Here is a 16,574-nt window from a genome sequence, read left to right on the forward strand (position 1 = left end):
CTCTCAAAGCTACATGGTTTCGTGAAAAGTTCTGCTAATCACTTCTAACTGTTGTTCTCTGGTAAGCCGATTAAAGTTAACAGCATATCCGGAAATTCGAATTGTAAGTGTTGGATATTTTTCCGGATGTTCCATAGCATCTTCCAAAGTCGAACGGTTTAGCACATTTACATTTAAATGAAAAGCATGCTGTTTAAAATAACCATCTAAAACGGCAACCAAATTTTTCACTCTTGTTTCCGTCTCTTTCCCCAATGCATCCGGTACAATAGAAAAAGTATTTGAAATACCATCCTGACAGCATCCGGCATAAGGAATTTTAGCAACCGAATTCAGTGATGCTAAAGCGCCGCTGCAATCCCGGCCGTGCATGGGATTAGCACCCGGAGCCAAAGGTTGTCCCGCTTTTCTGCCATCCGGTGTCGTGCCGGTTTTTTTCCCATAAACCACATTGGAGGTGATGGTTAAAACAGATAAAGTAGGTTCCGCATTCCGGTAGGTAACATGTTTTTTCAATTCCCCAGAAAATTTTCTAAGAACTGCTACTGCTAATTGATCCACATCGTCGTTATCATTCCCATATTTGGGGAAATCGCCTTCCACCTGAAAATCTACTGCAATACCATTTTCATTGCGTATCGGTTTCACTTTCGCAAATTTAATAGCAGACAGAGAATCCGCCACCACAGAAAGCCCAGCTACTCCAAAGGCCATAAACCGTTTCACGTCTGTGTCATGCAGTGCCATCTGTCCGGCTTCATACGCGTACTTATCATGCATATAATGAATGGTATTCATGGTATTAACATAAAGTTCCGCAACTTCTTCCATACATTTTTCGTACGCTTTCATCACCTTGTCAAAATCAAGAACTTCATCCATCATGGGCTCTGTGTTTTCTAAAACCTTCAATTCTTTTTTCTCATCATATCCATTGTTCATTGCCATCAACAAGGTTTTAGCCAAATTCACTCTGGCGCCAAAGAACTGCATACGCTTTCCCAGTTCCATAGAAGACACACAGCAGGCAATGGCATAATCATCACCGTAGAGCGGACGCATTTCATCATCGCTTTCATACTGAATAGAGTCCGTCTGAATGCTCATTTTTGCACAATATTCCTTAAAGGCCTGAGGCAACTGAACACTCCAAAGCACCGTCATGTTTGGTTCCGGCGCTGGTTCCAGGTTCGTAAGTGTATGCAAAAAACGGAATGAAGATTTGGTAACAAGCGTACGTCCATCCATATTCATTCCTCCGATGGATTCCGTAACCCAGGTTGGATCACCCGAAAAAAGTTCATTATACTCCGGCGTCCGCAAATGACGAACCATTCTCAACTTGAGCACCAGGTGATCAATCAATTCCTGTGCGCCGGATTCGTCCAAAATGCCATTTTCCATATCCCGGTTGATATAAATGTCAAAAAAAGTAGAATTTCTGCCAAACGACATGGCTGCCCCGTTATTTTCCTTAATCGCCGCCAAATATCCAAAATAGGTAAACTGTATGGCTTCCTTTGCGGTTTTTGCAGGCTGCGAAATATCTATATCATAACGCATTGCCATATTCTTCATTTCTCCCAGCGCACGAATCTGCATCCGCAATTCTTCACGCAAACGAATCATGTCTTCTGTGGCAGGGCAATTTTCGTATCTTGCAAAATCTGCCTGCTTTTGTTCAATAAGATAATCAATACCATAAAGCGCTACCCGCCGGTAATCTCCTATAATACGGCCTCGTCCATACGCATCCGGTAAACCGGTCATTAATCCTACTGTCCGCGCACGGCGCATTTTAGGCGTATAAGCATCAAAAACACCATCATTATGTGTTTTGCGAAATTCTTTAAAATCCTTTTTCCGGTTTTCATCCATTTCATAACCATAAGCTGCCAGAGATTGCTCTACCATACGCATACCGCCGTACGGATTTATCATCCGTTTTAGCGGGGCATCCGTCTGCAGTCCAACAATTTCTTCTTTCTCTTTATCAATATATCCAGCTTCAAAACTATCAATGCCGGATACCAAATATGTTTCCACATCTAAAACGCCTTTTTTCATTTCTTCCATTACCAGAGCTTTAATTTCCTGGTACAGCGCCTGTGTTTTGGCTGTTGGCGGTGCAAGAAACGATTCATCCCCTTCATACGGCTCATAATTCTGATGAATAAAATCCTGAACGTCTACTGCATTCGTCCAGTTCCCTTCCTTAAATCCATTCCATGCCTCAAATCTCATCGGCCCAACCACCTTTTCTATTAGATTCAGGAATTTGGTTCCTGTGCTCCTTATATCATTATGATAACAAAGGTATGCTAAAATTGCAATCCAAATTTCAGCTTTTTTTTACTTATTTTTTATGCGAATTTGATATATTTTTTCTCTTTTATGATAGAATACGCCAATTAAAACGCAGATATACTGCATATTTCTCTCATTTCAGCGCTTTCATGCAAAAATGCCATTGACAGCAAACAAAAGCTATTGTAAAATAAAGGAACAGCATATTGATGAAAAAGGAATTGTAAGTATGAAACGAAAAATAACCGAAATATCCGTATTTGAGTTTTTTTTATGCATGTTTGTGATACTAATCCATTTGCTATCAGAGGGTGTAGATACCTTCCCAAAATGGAGCTTTTGGTCTATTCTTTTTTCTTCATTGACCCGGCTGACCACCTTTGCGGTTCCAGGATTTATCTTTACCAGTGCTATCAAGCTGTTTTACAAATACAATAATGTCCGACATTTTCCTTACATGCGTTTTTTATGGGATCGCTTAAGGAAAATCTGTTTTCCATATTTTCTAGCCGTAATTATTTATTATGCGGTCTTTATTTGGATCATGGATTTATATCAGTTTAGCTGGGAACAGCTTCTTTACTTTATTCTCAGCGGGAATATCTCAGCACAGTTTTATTTTATCATTCTAATTATCCAGTTCTATCTTCTCATGCCGATTTGGATCATGCTAAGCCGGATAGACAACCGGATCTTTACGATTGTGCTGACTGCTGTCGCCTGCGGTATCACCATCTTTTTCCGCATGTACTTCCCGTATGCAGATGTTACCCATAAAATCTTCCCTTCCTATCTGGTCTTCTGGCTGCTAGGAATGTATGTAGGTCTGCACTATGAAACCTTTGAAAGACTAATTATTCAAAGCAAACCAATCATTTATATTGGCTGGCTGGTTCTGGCAATCACCCACTGCGTACTGTCTTATATGCAATTTGGGGGATTGATTGCCTATAATCTTTCTCCGGTTATTGTGGTTTTCTTTTGCTTTTTCTCCATTTTTGGTTTCTATTCCTATGCAAGAGAACTGACCATATCCTTAGAACGCCGGGGAAAGGGGCTGCTTACCAGTATCTCACAGGCTTCGTATGATATTTACCTGATTCATTGTTTGATCATCATTGTCATGGGCTGGCTGCTGACAAAAATGGAAATTGACAATACACTGCAGAGGTTCGCTATTATAGCGCTGACAACCTATGGCCTCTCCATTATCTTTTGCGTATTACAGGCCACCATCTATGCCAATCTACGTGCTAAATATCTGCGCAGCTCAGCAACAAGAGCCCGCAAGATGGCCCGTAGAAAACGCTATCTGTAGGTTAAATCCGCCGGTATAAGCATCCACATCGATCACCTCGCCAGCAAAAAACAATCCAGGTACGATTTTAGATTCCATAGTAGAGGGGTCAATTTCTTTTACATCAACGCCTCCAGTTGTGACTATAGCCTGATCAATGGGACAAAACCCTGTAACATGAAATTCCAGTTTTTTAAGCAAAGAAAGCAGTCGGCTCCGTTCCTCCCGGGTAACGGAGTTGACTTTTTTATACGGATCAATTGAAGATAGGGCAACCATTTCCGGAATCAGCCCGGACGGCAGTAAATCCTTCAAACTGTTTTTAAAATCCCTGTTTAGGTTTTTCTGAAAATCCCGACATATCCGTTGATCTAATTGTTTTTCTTCCAATGCCGGTTTTAAATCTATAATAATGCGATAAGTATCTTTTCCCATATCACGCATATGCGCACTCGCACTTAAAATTACTGGGCCGGTCAAGCCGAAATGTGCAAACATCATTTCCCCAAAATCAGAATAAATCTTTTTATTTTTATCATTAAAAACTGCAAGGGAAATATTTCTTAAGGATAATCCCGCCACGTTCGCAATCCAGTCTTCTTCCACGCGCAGGGGAACCAGCGAAGGGAGAATTTCAGTAATCGTATGCCCCAAATTTTCCGCCCAGGTATACCCATCTCCTGTGGAACCCGTCTGTTGATACGACAATCCTCCTGTTGCCAATATTACACTTTCCGCTTCTATCTTTCCGTGTTTTAATGCCTGAACACCACAAATACGTCCATTGTCTGTCAAAATATCATCAACTCGGTCACAGATGATTTCGACATGGTTTTGTATTATAAATCTTTTAAGCGCAGCCACAATATCCGCACTGCGGTCGGACACAGGAAACACTCTGTCGCCCCGTTCTGTCTTTAGCGGAACTCCCATAGACTCAAAAAATTCCATTGTCTGCAAATTAGTAAAGCCGTAAAACGCACTATATAAAAAAGAACGGTTTTTAGTTACATTTTCAATCAAATCCTGTACATTGTCACAGGCGTTTGTCACATTGCACCGGCCTTTTCCAGTAATCATCAATTTTTTCCCAAGCATGCGGTTCTGTTCTATTAACTTTACCGACAGACCCCGCGCTGCAGCGGTACCAGCCGCCATCATCCCCGCTGCGCCGCCGCCAATTACAATGACCCGTTTTTTCATATACTCCCTGCTTTCTATTGATATTTATCCAATCTCCACCGTCTGGCCGGCAGATAAATAATGCAGTCGATCTCCCATAATTGCTTTTAAGTAACGATACTGCTCTAATCCAGTACAGTGACAAGTATAATAGACGGTATTTTCTTTCATTAACCTTTCAGCTTCTGCATCCAGCATCCTTTTTCCTGTAGTATTCAGGGGTAAATCCTTAAAATGGAAACCTCCTATTAAAACATCAGGGTGGAGCTGATGCACAATATTCCATATTCCTTTATGTGAACAGCCACTAAACAAAATATTTTTACCATTTTCCCGTATTTCCAAATACTGCTCATGTCGAAAGTCATCCGGGACTTTCTTGCCGCCGCACAGCGCTGAAAACCCATAAGCGGAAATTTTATCCTCGCCATTTTCTTCATCCAAGGTAATAAGCCTCATACCGTCTTCGAAAGAAAAATTATCTTTTATAAAATGCAGCCGTCCGCACAAACCAATCGCCGGATTCACGCCAATTTCTTTCCCTGCGGGGGAAAAATGCGGTTCCAGTGCTGAGGCTCGAAGATATATGGGTGCGTCAGAATTACATTTCAAAAAATGCATCATACCGCCGCTGTGGTCATAATGGCCATGAGAGAGGATCATGATATCTGCCTGCTGTAAATCAATACCCATCCGCCGGGCATTCTTTGCAAATCCCTCTGTCTGTCCGGTATCAAATAATATATGATGCCCTTTGGTTTCAATATACAGGCTCAATCCATGCTCCTGCAAAAACCCTGGTATTTCTGTCGTATTTTCCATAAGCATGCTGATTTTCATTTTCTTGCTTCCCTTCATACAAAAAAGCGGAGCATAAAATGCTGCCGCTTTTTCCATCGTTCAAGCAGCTTCTTTTCATAAATACCAATCAGATGAAATCAAACTGCCAAACCTTCTCATTTGGTATCAAACCAGCTTTTCCCGCTGTGCAGATCTACCTCAAGAGGGACATTCATTTTACATGCGTTTTCCATTTCTTCCCGGAGAATTTGTTTCACACGATCCGTTTCATCAGGCAGAGCTTCTACAATCAATTCGTCATGCACCTGCAAAATCAATTTAGATTTTAACTTTTCACTCTTTAAACGCGCATATACGCGCACCATAGCCGCCTTAATAATATCCGCTGCCGTTCCCTGAATCGGTGCGTTCATAGCCACACGCTCTCCAAACGCCTGTACATTACGGTTTGATGCCCTAAGTTCCGGCATATACCTCCGCCTTCCCATTAGAGTGGATACATATCCGTTTGTCCGCGCGTCCTCCACTGTCTTTTTCATATAAGCGTCAACCAAAGGATAGTGCTGAAGGTAGCCCTTGATATAGGCATCCGCCTCTTTGATTGGAATATGCAAATCCTGTGCTAAAGAAAAAGCACCAATTCCATATACAATTCCAAAATTGACCGCTTTGGCCCGGGAACGCATAGCAGGTGTCACCTGCTCGATAGGAACGCCAAACACCTGCGAGGCAGTTTGCGCATGAATATCAAGATGATTTACAAATGCCTCCTGCATGGTTTTATCCCCAGATATATGCGCCAAAACCCGGAGCTCGATCTGGGAGTAGTCCGCATCAACCAAACACCTGTCGCCTTCAGCAATAAACATTCGTCTAATTTCTCTGCCAAGCTCTGTACGCACCGGTATATTCTGCAAGTTCGGTTCGGTACTGCTGATTCGTCCTGTAGCCGTAACCGTTTGGTTAAAGTTTGAGTGAATCCGCCCGGTTTTTAGATCAATCATGGGCAAAAGGCCTTCCACATAAGTAGACTGCAGTTTGGTCAGCTTTCTGTATTCCAAAATCAAATCAATCACCGGATGCTTTCCAGCCAAACGTCCAAGTACTTCCGCGTTGGTAGAATACCCGTTTTTATTCTTCTTTCCGCCAGGAAGTTTCAATTTATCAAATAAAATGACACCCAGTTGTTTGGGAGAATTAATATTGAATTCTTCGTCGGCTTGTTCATAAATTTCAGATGTCAAACCAGTTATCCGTTCTGAAAGTGTCTTTCCAAATTGAGAAAGTGCCTCTTTGTCCACATATACGCCTGTTTCCTGCATATCAGCCAGCACCTCTGCCAAAGGCAGCTCAATGTCATAATAAAGTGTATGTTGTCCATCCTTTTCCAATTTTTCCGCAAAATAGGAATGCAAAGCAAATACAGCCGATACCCGGTCAGCCACAATCTGTCGATTTTCTTTATTCCCCGATCCAAAGTCCATGGTCAGCTGCCCGTCTTCCTCCACATGAAGCGCAGCATCTTCCAGCTGAACATGCAGATAAGCTGAACACAGCGTTCCCAAATCATAGCCAGACCGGGTCGGCTCTGCCAAATAGGCAGCAAGCATGATATCAAATCCAATACCGCAAAACTGTATATCCAAGTTATGCAGTTTCAAAAGGTCTTCCTTAACATTGTAGCCGCATTTCCAAATATCTGCATCCGAAAAAAAGGTTTGTAATCCAGCACGGCTGATATCCGAAACTCCAAAAACCGTTTTTCCATCTGCAGTAAAATAAAGCGCCGGAGCGCCTTCCTTCCAGTCTAAAACATAGCTCCAGTGTTCGTCTGGTTTCAAAATAGCAGACAGCCGATTTTCCTCTATTCTTTTTAATTCTGCATGGATCTTTTCAATACCGTTGTCTTCTCCAGCAGTTTCTGCCGGAAGCCTGCGGAGAAAAGACTGAAAGTTGAGTCGAAGAAACAAAGGCCGAAGCACCGATAAATTCGGCTTCTGTATGCGGAAAGAGGCGAAATCATAATCCAAAGGTACATGTCTGTCAATCACAGAAAGTTTTTTGCTCAATAACGCATTGGACTGTCCCTCTGTCAGTTTTTTACGAACCGATGGGCTCACATTGAGTTCTTCCAGGCGATCATATATTGCATCAATACTTTTATATTCCTGAATCAAAGAAAAGGCTGTCTTTTCTCCAATCCCTTTTACCCCTGGGATATTATCTGACGCATCCCCCATCAGCGCCTTTACTTCAATGTATTCTTCAGGCGTAACACCATATTTTTGTTCAACCTCCTGCCGGCCATAATCCGTAGTGGTTGTCTGTCCCATCCGCGTAACCACAAGTTTAATCACCGTATTTTCCGAAGCCAGCTGCAAATCATCTTTGTCCCCAGTAAGAATCCGACACTCTATTCCCTTTTCTTCACAAAGCAAAGAGACGGTACCGATTAAATCGTCCGCCTCATAGCCTTCTTTTTCAATACAAGCACAGTTCATTGCCGCCAAAACTTCTTTGATGAGCGGAATCTGTGCCAAAAAATCCTCTGGTGCAGGCTTTCGCTGTGCTTTGTATAAATCATACATTTTATGCCGAAATGTTTTGGCTTTTACATCAAAAGCAACACAAAGATAATCCGGTTTTTCCTCTTCCAAATATTTATATAGAATATTCAAAAACCCATATACCGCATTGGTTGGCGTACCATCCGGTGCGGTCAGTATTCTAATGCCATAATAGGCACGATTCAAAATACTGTTTCCATCAACAATCAGTAATTTTTCCATACTTTAATCCAAATACCCGGTTACCACAACGATAACCTCCTTCTCATCCCCATCTTCGTTCAAAAGGTAGGGAAGGATTCCTTTCTCCAATGTATAAGCAGAAAAACGATCCCATTCTTCATCCGTCAGCCGCAATACAATAGCATCCTCCCTGCTTTCCCCAGTAATTTCAACCGGATCCATTTCCTGTTGTTTGTCCTGCCACTGTAAACCGCTCTCATTCTGATAAGCATTTAAATACGCAGCAGGATCGCCCGTCCGTATCAAATACGTTTTTTCCGGCAAACTAAATTTTGCATCAGGTGCCATATCAGCCATCAGCATATTGCTTCCATTGCTTCCACCACCGGAACCACCTGAAACAGCAGAATCCGACGAATTCGGGGTTCCCTTCATCATGGGAAGATCTGCCACGGTATTTTCCGCACTTTGATAGGGAGCAACACTGCTGTTCTCCTCCATCTGTGCCGTGTCTGCCGCAGCAGCTTCTGGTTCTACCGTCTGTGGATTTGGCGCGGCAGATTCCAGCAATGGAGCTTCTTCATACGACGGCGCTATGGGCGCATTTTCAATAATTGGCGCTTCTGTAGGTTTTACAGTACTCTGCGGCATGGAAGACGGCTTTGCCGTCGCCTTAGAAGTTGCTTTAGCAGTCGCTTTTGTCGTTGCTTTAGAGGTTGCCTTTGCGGTCGATTTTGCTGTTGCCTTAGCAGTCGCTTTTGCCGTTGCCGCAGCCGTCGCTCTCGCTGTCACCTTTGAAGTAGGCTTTCCAGTCGCTTTTGGCGACGCAGTGTGCACAGCATCTTCCTCTGTTTGATACTCAGAGGTCAGTACATCGTCAGATTCCATCCATTCACGGTATAGTCCAGTAGAAAAAACTCCTACCGACAAAACCAGACAGATCATAGCAGGCGCCATGACTTTCCAGCCGCCCAAACGTCCAAAACGCTCCAATCTTTCTTTAAAAGATCCATTTCCAAATCCAGTTAATTTTTCTTTCCATACTGACGGATTCAACCATTCGTGCAGTTTATCCATAAACCCGCGCTGTTTTTCAGCTTTCATCTCTTCCGCAGCACGGACCAGTTTTTCATGCAGGTTTGCTTCAAACTGATCTGGTAATTCAGGCACAGATACTTTAGAAAGCACCTGTAGCATTTCGGAAATTTGCTGATACTCCGCCGCACAGGAGGGACAACCATCCAAATGCGCTTTTATCCATTCTCCCTGTTCTTGATCCACTGCATCAGACACATAGTCAAAAAGCAATTCTCTGCACTTTTGACAATCCGTTTTTTCTTTTGGCCTGATTTTTTCCAGTGAATCCTTAAAATAACGCATTTTTTCCCCCTCCTTTCTATATAAAATCTATCACAGGATTACCATATCCTGTTTTCTGCAAACAGTATCAGATACAACCGCTTGTAGCCTTCTAATTTATTTGACGAAATAATCAGCAAATAGTTCCCTATCTTGTTGCAAAATTTTTTTCAATTGACTTCTGGCTCGGCTAATTCTTGATTTTACTGTTCCTTCAGAACAATTCATTATTTTAGCTATTTCTTCGTAAGAAAATCCCTGTAAATCCCGAAGGACTATGACCTTTTTATGGTCATCCCCCAACCGGGCAATAGCAATGTTTACTGCATCTCGGACCGCCTTGCGTTCTGCGGACTCCTCCGGTGTAGGAGCATCGTCTTCAATTTCAGCTGAAATACTGCCTTCCTCTGTATCTATTTCCTGATCCAAAGAATATGAAGGGTGCCGCCTGATTCGCTTCAATTCATCCAAACAGGTATTGGTTGCTACGCGGTAAATCCAAGTAGAGAATTTGGAATCACCCTTAAATTTATTGATATTTTTAAATATTTTAACCAAAACTTCCTGTGCCATATCCGCAGCGTCATCAGAATTGCCCGCAATCCGGTAGGCAATAGAGAAAATGCGTTTCTGATGTTCGGCAATCAGCTGTTCAAACGCCACCGGGTTTCCCTGCTGAGCCTGCTGAATCAGCTGTTTTTCATCTTCCATCTTCTCCACCTCCTTAATCGAGTTGAACTGATGCTTCAAAGTCATTTTTATTAAAATATACAATATCATATTTCTGACAGCTTGTCAAATAAATACAGTAAAAAACACCTATTTATGTCTAAAAAAGAGCATGTCCTCTGTGAAAGCAATAAAAAAAACAGGCGATATCGCAAGCACTTGCTTTTATCAAAATTTTATGTTATACTATTTATTCATGAAAAATATACACCGCTACCAAAGCAGTGTAAAACTTATTGAGGTGAATCAAATGCAAAAAAAATTTTTTCTCCCTGTTATTATGGGAATATTGATGGCTGTTTTATGCACATCGGTCGTCTTTGCTGAAGAGGAAACCTATAAAGAGGACATCTTCACATATACCGTTTCAAATGGGCAAGCAACCATCACCAATGTAGACGATAGCCGTGAAACTGTAACAATTCCCGAAAAATTAGGAGATTGCACCGTAACAGCATTGGCCGGCGGTGCATGCGGCGGCAGTTCTGTGATTCAAGAAATTACCCTTCCGGATACCATAACCGTCATTGGAGAAATGTGTTTTGCATACAGCACAGGAATTCGTACTGTACACTTATCTGCTCAGCTTCAAAACATAGAAGACGGTGCTTTCTACCAGTGCGAAAGCTTATGGACCATCACCATCCCTTCCAGCGTTCAGCGCATCGGAGCCAATGCTTTTGCACTTTGTTCCAATCTTTCAGCCGCTACCATTCCGGCAGGGGTGACTGACATTGGTTCAGATGCGTTTCAGGCCAGCGGCGGCTTCCGAATTTATGCGAAACCTGATACCGCCGGAGCCTATTTTGCGGTCAATAACGGCATTCAGTTTGAAGAACTGATTACAGTTAACGTCAACGGCAATGATGTTGTTTTTGACCAGCCCTGCATTACCGATACCAGATATTATAAAACCATGGTACCTCTGCGCGCCGTTATGGAAGCCTTGGGTGCACAGGTTTCATGGGATTATACGATGAACACTACAGGGATCGATATTGGCGGAAATCGGCTTTTAATTCGCCCAGGCGAACCATTTATGATGGTAAACGGCCAGGCATACTATCTCTCCTGCCCTGCTATTGAATTTAATGACAGGGTTTTGCTTCCCATCCGCGACGTTGTGGAAGCAATCGGCGGTAAGGTAGGCTGGGACGAGGGGCAAAAACTGGTTACCATTACTTATCAACCCTAATGATTAAAATAACGAATAATGCCCATATAAATTCCCCACGCAAGTTTACGGCGATAATCGTCCTGACTTAGGAGTTTTGCCTCCTGGGCATTAGATAAAAAACCACATTCCACAATGACAGACGGTATTGATGTATTCTTTAGAATGAATACGCTTCCGTCTGTTTTTTTTGCCATTCGGGTATTGCCGTCCTGCAGTATATCTTTTAACGATTGTTGAATTTCCTCCCCCAACTTTTTGCTTCCCTCCGGTTCAACCGCATAAAACACCTGTGCCCCGTGATATTGAGGCTGGGGGAATTTATTCATGTGAATACTGACAAAAATATCCGCTCCAGACGTTTGTGCCAAGTTTTTCCTCTCTTCCAAATCAGATTGCTTTGCAGATTTCCCATTTTTGTCCGCTGCCGCTGTGGAAACATCTTCTGTCCTGGTCATAATTGCCATGCCGCCGCCTTGCTCAATGTATTCCCTAAGACGAAGTGCAACATCCAGGTTAATATCCTTTTCTTGTAATCCATTATCACTGGCGCCGGCATCAAAACCACCATGCCCTGCGTCAATTACAATCACTTTATTTGCTGACGGCAACGCAAATACTGCCTGCGCAGATTCTTCCTGGTGCCAGATAATATACGCGGCTACCGTAGACAAGGCCAACCCACACAGTATAAACACAGCCGTTAAAATCATTCTTTTTTTTACTATGATAAACAAAATCATCACCCCTTTTAAACTATGAGATGATGATATAAAATATTCTGTTTATTTATTCCATGCGCATTATGGTACAAACAGCACAAGCGGAAATTCCCTCACCCCGGCCAGCAAATCCTAGATGCTCCGTCGTGGTAGCCTTGACATTCACTGCACCTTTTTCCATTTCCAGCACTTGGCAAAACCGCTCCTGCATTGCGGGAATATACTCTGCCAGTTTGGGTTTTTGGGCAATAACCGTAGCATCAATATTTCCAATGCAAAATCCATGCTGAATAAGAAGCTCTCTGACACGCCGCAAAAGAACCATACTGTCTGCGCCTTCCAAGGCGGGATCTGTATCAGGGAAATGTCTCCCAATATCCCCCAATCCCGCGGCTCCCAAAAGAGCATCCATGACAGCATGGGTCAAAACATCCGCATCAGAATGCCCTAAAAGTCCTTTGGCAAAAGGTATTTCGACGCCGCCAAGGATGAGTCGTCTTCCAGCCGTCAACTGGTGTACATCGTAACCGAAACCAATTCTCATCTATGTATCTCCTATCTAATATCATTTTCTGGTGTTTCTATTCGCCGGTTCTTGCTGCTAAAATTGCTCTTCCCATCACCAGATCTTCCGGCGTAGTCAGCTTCAGATTCCAAACACTTCCAGAAATCACATGCACCGGCACACCTATATATTCGGCTAAAGCCGCATCATCGGTTGCCTGAAACTCTTCTTTCAGTGCCTTTTGGTGTGCCTTCCGCAAAACATCCGTCCTAAATCCCTGAGGCGTTTGAATCTGAAACAATCCGCTTCTTTCCAGAGTTTCACAAACATTTTCATGGCTGTCTACCCGCTTAATGGTATCCTTAACAGGGACTCCCAAAGTCACTGCCTGATGCTTGTGCAGCATACGTATCGCTGTAAGGATTTGTTCTTCCTCAACAAAAGGCCTGGCGCCATCATGCACCAGCACCATCTTGCTAGTAACATGTTCCAGTCCAAGTCTTACCGATTCCTGCCGGGTTTCTCCGCCGGGTACAATGGCTTTTACCTTACGGATATCAAAATCCTGTATTAAATGGCTAATGGTCACGATTTCGTCGTGTTTCGCAGATATCACAATTTCCGAAATCAATTCTGCATTTTCAAATGCAAAAAGGGTATGTGCCAAAACAGGCATGTCTCCCAGCATTAAAAATTGCTTATTCACTCCGGCTCCCATTCTCGAACCTGTTCCCGCTGCCGCAATTATAACAGAGGCCTGCAGAACATCTTGCTTTTCATGCTTCATATCATTCCTCCCTGTTTCTCATCAGGAAATGGCATCCATAAGCAGATGCTCCACTTCATCATAACTCATTCCTTTTGACAAGCCTAGCTCTGAAATCAGTGCATTTTTTGCATTATTAAGCATCTTTCTCTCCGCATTCGACAAACTTTTCCTTCGATCCCGCAGCACCAACGACTTCATGACCACTGCCACCTCTTCCAAATTACCCTTTTTTAGCTTTTCGATATTATCCCGATACCGCTTATTCCAGTTTTTATCCTCGTCTTCCTCTGCACATTCGGCAAAGCAATGAATCACATGATCCGCTTCGTCAGCGGAAACAATATATCTAACTCCAGTTTCTTCCATATTAGAAGTAGGAATCAGCACCTGAACATTTCCCATAGAAAGTTTTAATACATAGTATTTATGCTCCTGCCCAAGTATGCACCGGCTTTCTACTCCTTCAATCACACCGGCTCCATGCATAGGATACGCAATCTTATCACCGATTTTAAACATGAAAAAGTCTCCCTTCCGGTTTGGCACTATAAAATATCCTGCAAGACCTGTCGGATGTTTGAATAAGCACAAACCTCAATTTTATCAAATTTTTTTAGTTTTCCAGCATTGGCAGCGGGGATAATACATTGCTTAAACCCCAGTTTTTCTGCCTCCGCAATACGATTTTCCAGAAAACTGCAGGAACGCAGCTCCCCAGCAAGTCCAATTTCCCCAATTGCCACCAACCCTGCATCTAAGGGGCGGTTTCGGAAACTAGAAACCACGGCCAGCAAAATTCCCATATCCACAGCTGGCTCCACCATTTTCAATCCGCCAACGACATTGACATATACATCATAGGATGAAATATGTAAGTTCAAGCGCTTTTCCATCACCGCCAGCAGCATCAACACTCTGGACAAATCCACACCCGCCGTCATCCGCCGGGGATTGCCAAACGATGTGGGTGCGGCAAGCGCCTGTACCTCTGCAAGGACTGGCCGCGTTCCTTCCATAGTACAAAGAATACAGGAACCGGCTTCTCCTTCAGGACGACCGGATAAAAGTGCTAAAGAGGGATTGGCTATTTCTTTCAACCCGTGTGATACCATTTCAAACACGCCGATTTCATTGGTAGAACCAAACCGGTTTTTGATGGCTCTTAATATCCTGTAAGCACGATGCTGTTCACCTTCAAAATAAAGGACACAGTCTACAATATGCTCTAAAATTTTAGGTCCGGCAATGGAACCTTCCTTTGTAACATGCCCAACCAAAAAAGTAGCAATACCTTTTTCTTTTGCCACTCGCATCAAAGATGCCGCAGTGTCCCTGATTTGCGTCACACTTCCGGGGGCAGGGGCAAGATCAGGATTAAACATGGTCTGCACCGAATCTACGATCAAAATATTCGGCATTTCTTTCTCCACGCAGGAAAGAATATTGACCATATTGGTTTCGGAATAAATCCGTAAATTTTCAGTTTGAATCGAAAGCCGATCCGCCCTAAGTTTGATTTGTCCCTGAGATTCCTCTCCCGAAACATAAAGAATCCGCTGCGTCTTTCCTAAATACTCACAAATTTGAAGCAAAAGAGTTGATTTTCCGATTCCTGGATCACCACCAATCAGCACCAAAGATCCCGGCACAATGCCTCCGCCCAAAACCCGGTTGAGTTCACCCATTCCAGTAGAAATTCGAGCATCCTCTGAAGTAGATATTTCTTTTAAAGGTTTCGGTTTCGATGCAGTCAGCATTACCACGCTTTTATTCCAGCCTTTGGGAGCCTCCTGCACCGTTTCCTCGTTCATGGTATTCCATGCACCGCACCCAGGGCACTTTCCCATCCATTTCGGAGATTCTGTTCCGCATTCTGAACAGACAAATACTGTTTTCCGCTTCATATTTCTGCCTCACTTTTTATTTCCAAGAGAAATTTCCCATTTATGTTTATCATGCCCTCTATCATATTTATTATACTATAAAATCGCTGGTTTGTCCAGCGGTTGTCAGAAAAAGATAGTATGGGCCGACTATCTCAACAACAACCTTCTCATTGTACACTACTGCGGCTTTGATATCTTACGGGACCTTCCCATCTCCAACGCTGTCCCAAGGTTTCCAATGGCAATATAGCACCGTATTTTCCGTATTGAACACGTGGTGCAAAAAAAGAAAACGCATGATTGGAATCTTCATATGCCGTGTGGCATCATCAATCCAATCATGCATCTGATTTTTCAAATATATCGTTTTTTCTGTGAATCGTTCTGTTATATTACGGGAAGGCAATGAAATCTATAGCCCTTTGTGCCTACACATTCTCACTCATGCATTCCTCTCTGATGAGGGCTGGCTCTATACTGCGATCGTCAAAGATTTTTGCTCAAAGAAGGTTGTCGGTTACACTTTTTCGACAGATCACAATTGCTCAAGGCCTCATTCTGCTCTTGGTTGGAGTCCGCTTGTGGAATATGAAAAGCAATGACTAAGCTCTTATGGCAGATGGTTTACTAAATCAGAGAATTATAGAGAGTTACTACGATTCTTTCTCTTCCCCTCTTTTTCTGTCTATTCTTTGGGGGAGGACACAGTTTTTCTAAAGTCATTTTACAACTAATACAACTTTACCTATATTTTCTCCTCTATATAAAATCTCATGTGCCGCTTCTGCCTCGGTGATCGGCAGCGTTTTGTAAATCGTCGGTTTCACTTCGCCGCTCTCAATTTTCGGAAACACCTTTTCAACCAACTCTGCAAGAATCTGCGCCTTTACCTTTGGCGTTCTGGAACGCAATGTGCTTCCCACTATTCTAACATTTCTGACATAGATATTTTTCAGATCTATCTCCGTCTTCTGTCCTGCCAGTGCTGCAATCATAATCCACCTTGCGCCGTGCGTCAAAAAATGCAAGCACTGCCCCATAATTTCACCGCCTAGGCAGTCAATAGCCACATCGACACCGTGACCGCATTCCA

General features: G+C 43.0%; 14 protein-coding genes. 2 read left to right on the top strand and 12 right to left on the bottom strand.

Going from position 1 to position 16,574, the window contains the following annotated elements; all coding sequences use genetic code 11:
• Window positions 1-9: 9 nt before the first annotated feature.
• The gene (gene pflB / locus INF28_RS07835; protein WP_226392914.1) at window positions 10-2,244 is read right to left on the bottom strand and encodes a formate C-acetyltransferase; all 2,235 of its coding nucleotides are present in this window, start codon (window positions 2,242-2,244) and stop codon (window positions 10-12) included.
• Window positions 2,245-2,536: 292 nt separating this feature from the next.
• Here pflB and INF28_RS07840 point away from each other — a divergent pair, with 292 nt between their 5' ends.
• Window positions 2,537-3,625, top strand: a complete 1,089-nt coding sequence (locus tag INF28_RS07840) for an acyltransferase (RefSeq protein ID WP_226392915.1) — start codon at window positions 2,537-2,539, stop codon at window positions 3,623-3,625.
• On the opposite strand, the gene INF28_RS07845 is transcribed toward INF28_RS07840, so the two are convergent.
• From INF28_RS07845 to INF28_RS07865, 5 genes are all read right to left on the bottom strand, one after another.
• The gene (locus tag INF28_RS07845; protein WP_226392916.1) at window positions 3,578-4,807 is read right to left on the bottom strand and encodes a BaiN/RdsA family NAD(P)/FAD-dependent oxidoreductase; all 1,230 of its coding nucleotides are present in this window, start codon (window positions 4,805-4,807) and stop codon (window positions 3,578-3,580) included. The genes INF28_RS07840 and INF28_RS07845 overlap by 48 nt on opposite strands.
• A gap of 24 nt (window positions 4,808-4,831) precedes the next feature.
• Window positions 4,832-5,626 (bottom strand): MBL fold metallo-hydrolase, encoded by a 795-nt coding sequence (locus INF28_RS07850; RefSeq protein WP_226392917.1) that lies wholly within the window; start codon window positions 5,624-5,626, stop codon window positions 4,832-4,834.
• 116 nt (window positions 5,627-5,742) lie between these two features.
• Complete coding sequence (gene polA, locus INF28_RS07855) at window positions 5,743-8,376, bottom strand: DNA polymerase I (protein WP_226392918.1); 2,634 nt, start codon at window positions 8,374-8,376, stop codon at window positions 5,743-5,745.
• A 3-nt stretch (window positions 8,377-8,379) separates the two neighbouring features.
• Window positions 8,380-9,717 carry a zf-HC2 domain-containing protein gene (locus INF28_RS07860; protein WP_226392919.1) on the bottom strand — a complete coding sequence of 446 codons (1,338 nt, stop codon included), beginning with the start codon at window positions 9,715-9,717 and terminating at the stop codon, window positions 8,380-8,382.
• Window positions 9,718-9,813: 96 nt separating this feature from the next.
• Window positions 9,814-10,407 (bottom strand): RNA polymerase sigma factor, encoded by a 594-nt coding sequence (locus INF28_RS07865; RefSeq protein WP_226392920.1) that lies wholly within the window; start codon window positions 10,405-10,407, stop codon window positions 9,814-9,816.
• A gap of 268 nt (window positions 10,408-10,675) precedes the next feature.
• Here INF28_RS07865 and INF28_RS07870 point away from each other — a divergent pair, with 268 nt between their 5' ends.
• Window positions 10,676-11,620, top strand: a complete 945-nt coding sequence (locus INF28_RS07870) for a leucine-rich repeat protein (RefSeq protein ID WP_226392921.1) — start codon at window positions 10,676-10,678, stop codon at window positions 11,618-11,620.
• Here the strand turns inward: INF28_RS07870 and cwlD are convergent.
• The 6 genes from cwlD to INF28_RS07900 form a co-directional block, all read right to left on the bottom strand.
• On the bottom strand, window positions 11,617-12,336 hold the full coding sequence (gene cwlD, locus INF28_RS07875; RefSeq protein ID WP_226392922.1) for an N-acetylmuramoyl-L-alanine amidase CwlD: 720 nt from the start codon (window positions 12,334-12,336) through the stop codon (window positions 11,617-11,619). The genes INF28_RS07870 and cwlD overlap by 4 nt on opposite strands.
• A 52-nt stretch (window positions 12,337-12,388) precedes the next feature.
• Window positions 12,389-12,865 (bottom strand): 2-C-methyl-D-erythritol 2,4-cyclodiphosphate synthase, encoded by a 477-nt coding sequence (ispF, locus tag INF28_RS07880; protein ID WP_226392923.1) that lies wholly within the window; start codon window positions 12,863-12,865, stop codon window positions 12,389-12,391.
• 37 nt (window positions 12,866-12,902) lie between these two features.
• The gene (gene ispD, locus INF28_RS07885; protein ID WP_226392924.1) at window positions 12,903-13,613 is read right to left on the bottom strand and encodes a 2-C-methyl-D-erythritol 4-phosphate cytidylyltransferase; all 711 of its coding nucleotides are present in this window, start codon (window positions 13,611-13,613) and stop codon (window positions 12,903-12,905) included.
• A 21-nt stretch (window positions 13,614-13,634) separates the two neighbouring features.
• Entirely contained in the window at window positions 13,635-14,114 is a 480-nt protein-coding gene (locus tag INF28_RS07890; protein WP_226392925.1) for a CarD family transcriptional regulator, read from the bottom strand.
• A gap of 26 nt (window positions 14,115-14,140) precedes the next feature.
• Window positions 14,141-15,499, bottom strand: coding sequence for a DNA repair protein RadA (gene radA, locus INF28_RS07895; protein WP_226392926.1), 1,359 nt, complete (start codon window positions 15,497-15,499; stop codon window positions 14,141-14,143).
• A 701-nt stretch (window positions 15,500-16,200) separates the two neighbouring features.
• Window positions 16,201-16,574: zinc-binding dehydrogenase (locus INF28_RS07900; RefSeq protein WP_226392927.1), on the bottom strand; the 374-nt coding region annotated here is incomplete at its 5' end.

Source organism: Ructibacterium gallinarum (assembly GCF_014982785.1).
Taxonomy (GTDB): domain Bacteria; phylum Bacillota; class Clostridia; order Monoglobales; family Monoglobaceae; genus Ructibacterium; species Ructibacterium gallinarum.

Coding starts and splice junctions, on each gene's coding strand:
- radA (WP_226392926.1), bottom strand. CDS start 15,499: ATGAAGCGGAAAACAGTATTTGTCTGTTCAGAATGCGGAACAGAATCT.
- INF28_RS07850 (WP_226392917.1), bottom strand. CDS start 5,626: ATGAAAATCAGCATGCTTATGGAAAATACGACAGAAATACCAGGGTTT.
- INF28_RS07865 (WP_226392920.1), bottom strand. CDS start 10,407: ATGGAAGATGAAAAACAGCTGATTCAGCAGGCTCAGCAGGGAAACCCG.
- ispF (WP_226392923.1), bottom strand. CDS start 12,865: ATGAGAATTGGTTTCGGTTACGATGTACACCAGTTGACGGCTGGAAGA.
- INF28_RS07845 (WP_226392916.1), bottom strand. CDS start 4,807: ATGAAAAAACGGGTCATTGTAATTGGCGGCGGCGCAGCGGGGATGATG.
- INF28_RS07890 (WP_226392925.1), bottom strand. CDS start 14,114: ATGTTTAAAATCGGTGATAAGATTGCGTATCCTATGCATGGAGCCGGT.
- polA (WP_226392918.1), bottom strand. CDS start 8,376: ATGGAAAAATTACTGATTGTTGATGGAAACAGTATTTTGAATCGTGCC.
- ispD (WP_226392924.1), bottom strand. CDS start 13,613: ATGAAGCATGAAAAGCAAGATGTTCTGCAGGCCTCTGTTATAATTGCG.
- pflB (WP_226392914.1), bottom strand. CDS start 2,244: ATGAGATTTGAGGCATGGAATGGATTTAAGGAAGGGAACTGGACGAAT.
- INF28_RS07840 (WP_226392915.1), top strand. CDS start 2,537: ATGAAACGAAAAATAACCGAAATATCCGTATTTGAGTTTTTTTTATGC.
- INF28_RS07870 (WP_226392921.1), top strand. CDS start 10,676: ATGCAAAAAAAATTTTTTCTCCCTGTTATTATGGGAATATTGATGGCT.
- INF28_RS07860 (WP_226392919.1), bottom strand. CDS start 9,717: ATGCGTTATTTTAAGGATTCACTGGAAAAAATCAGGCCAAAAGAAAAA.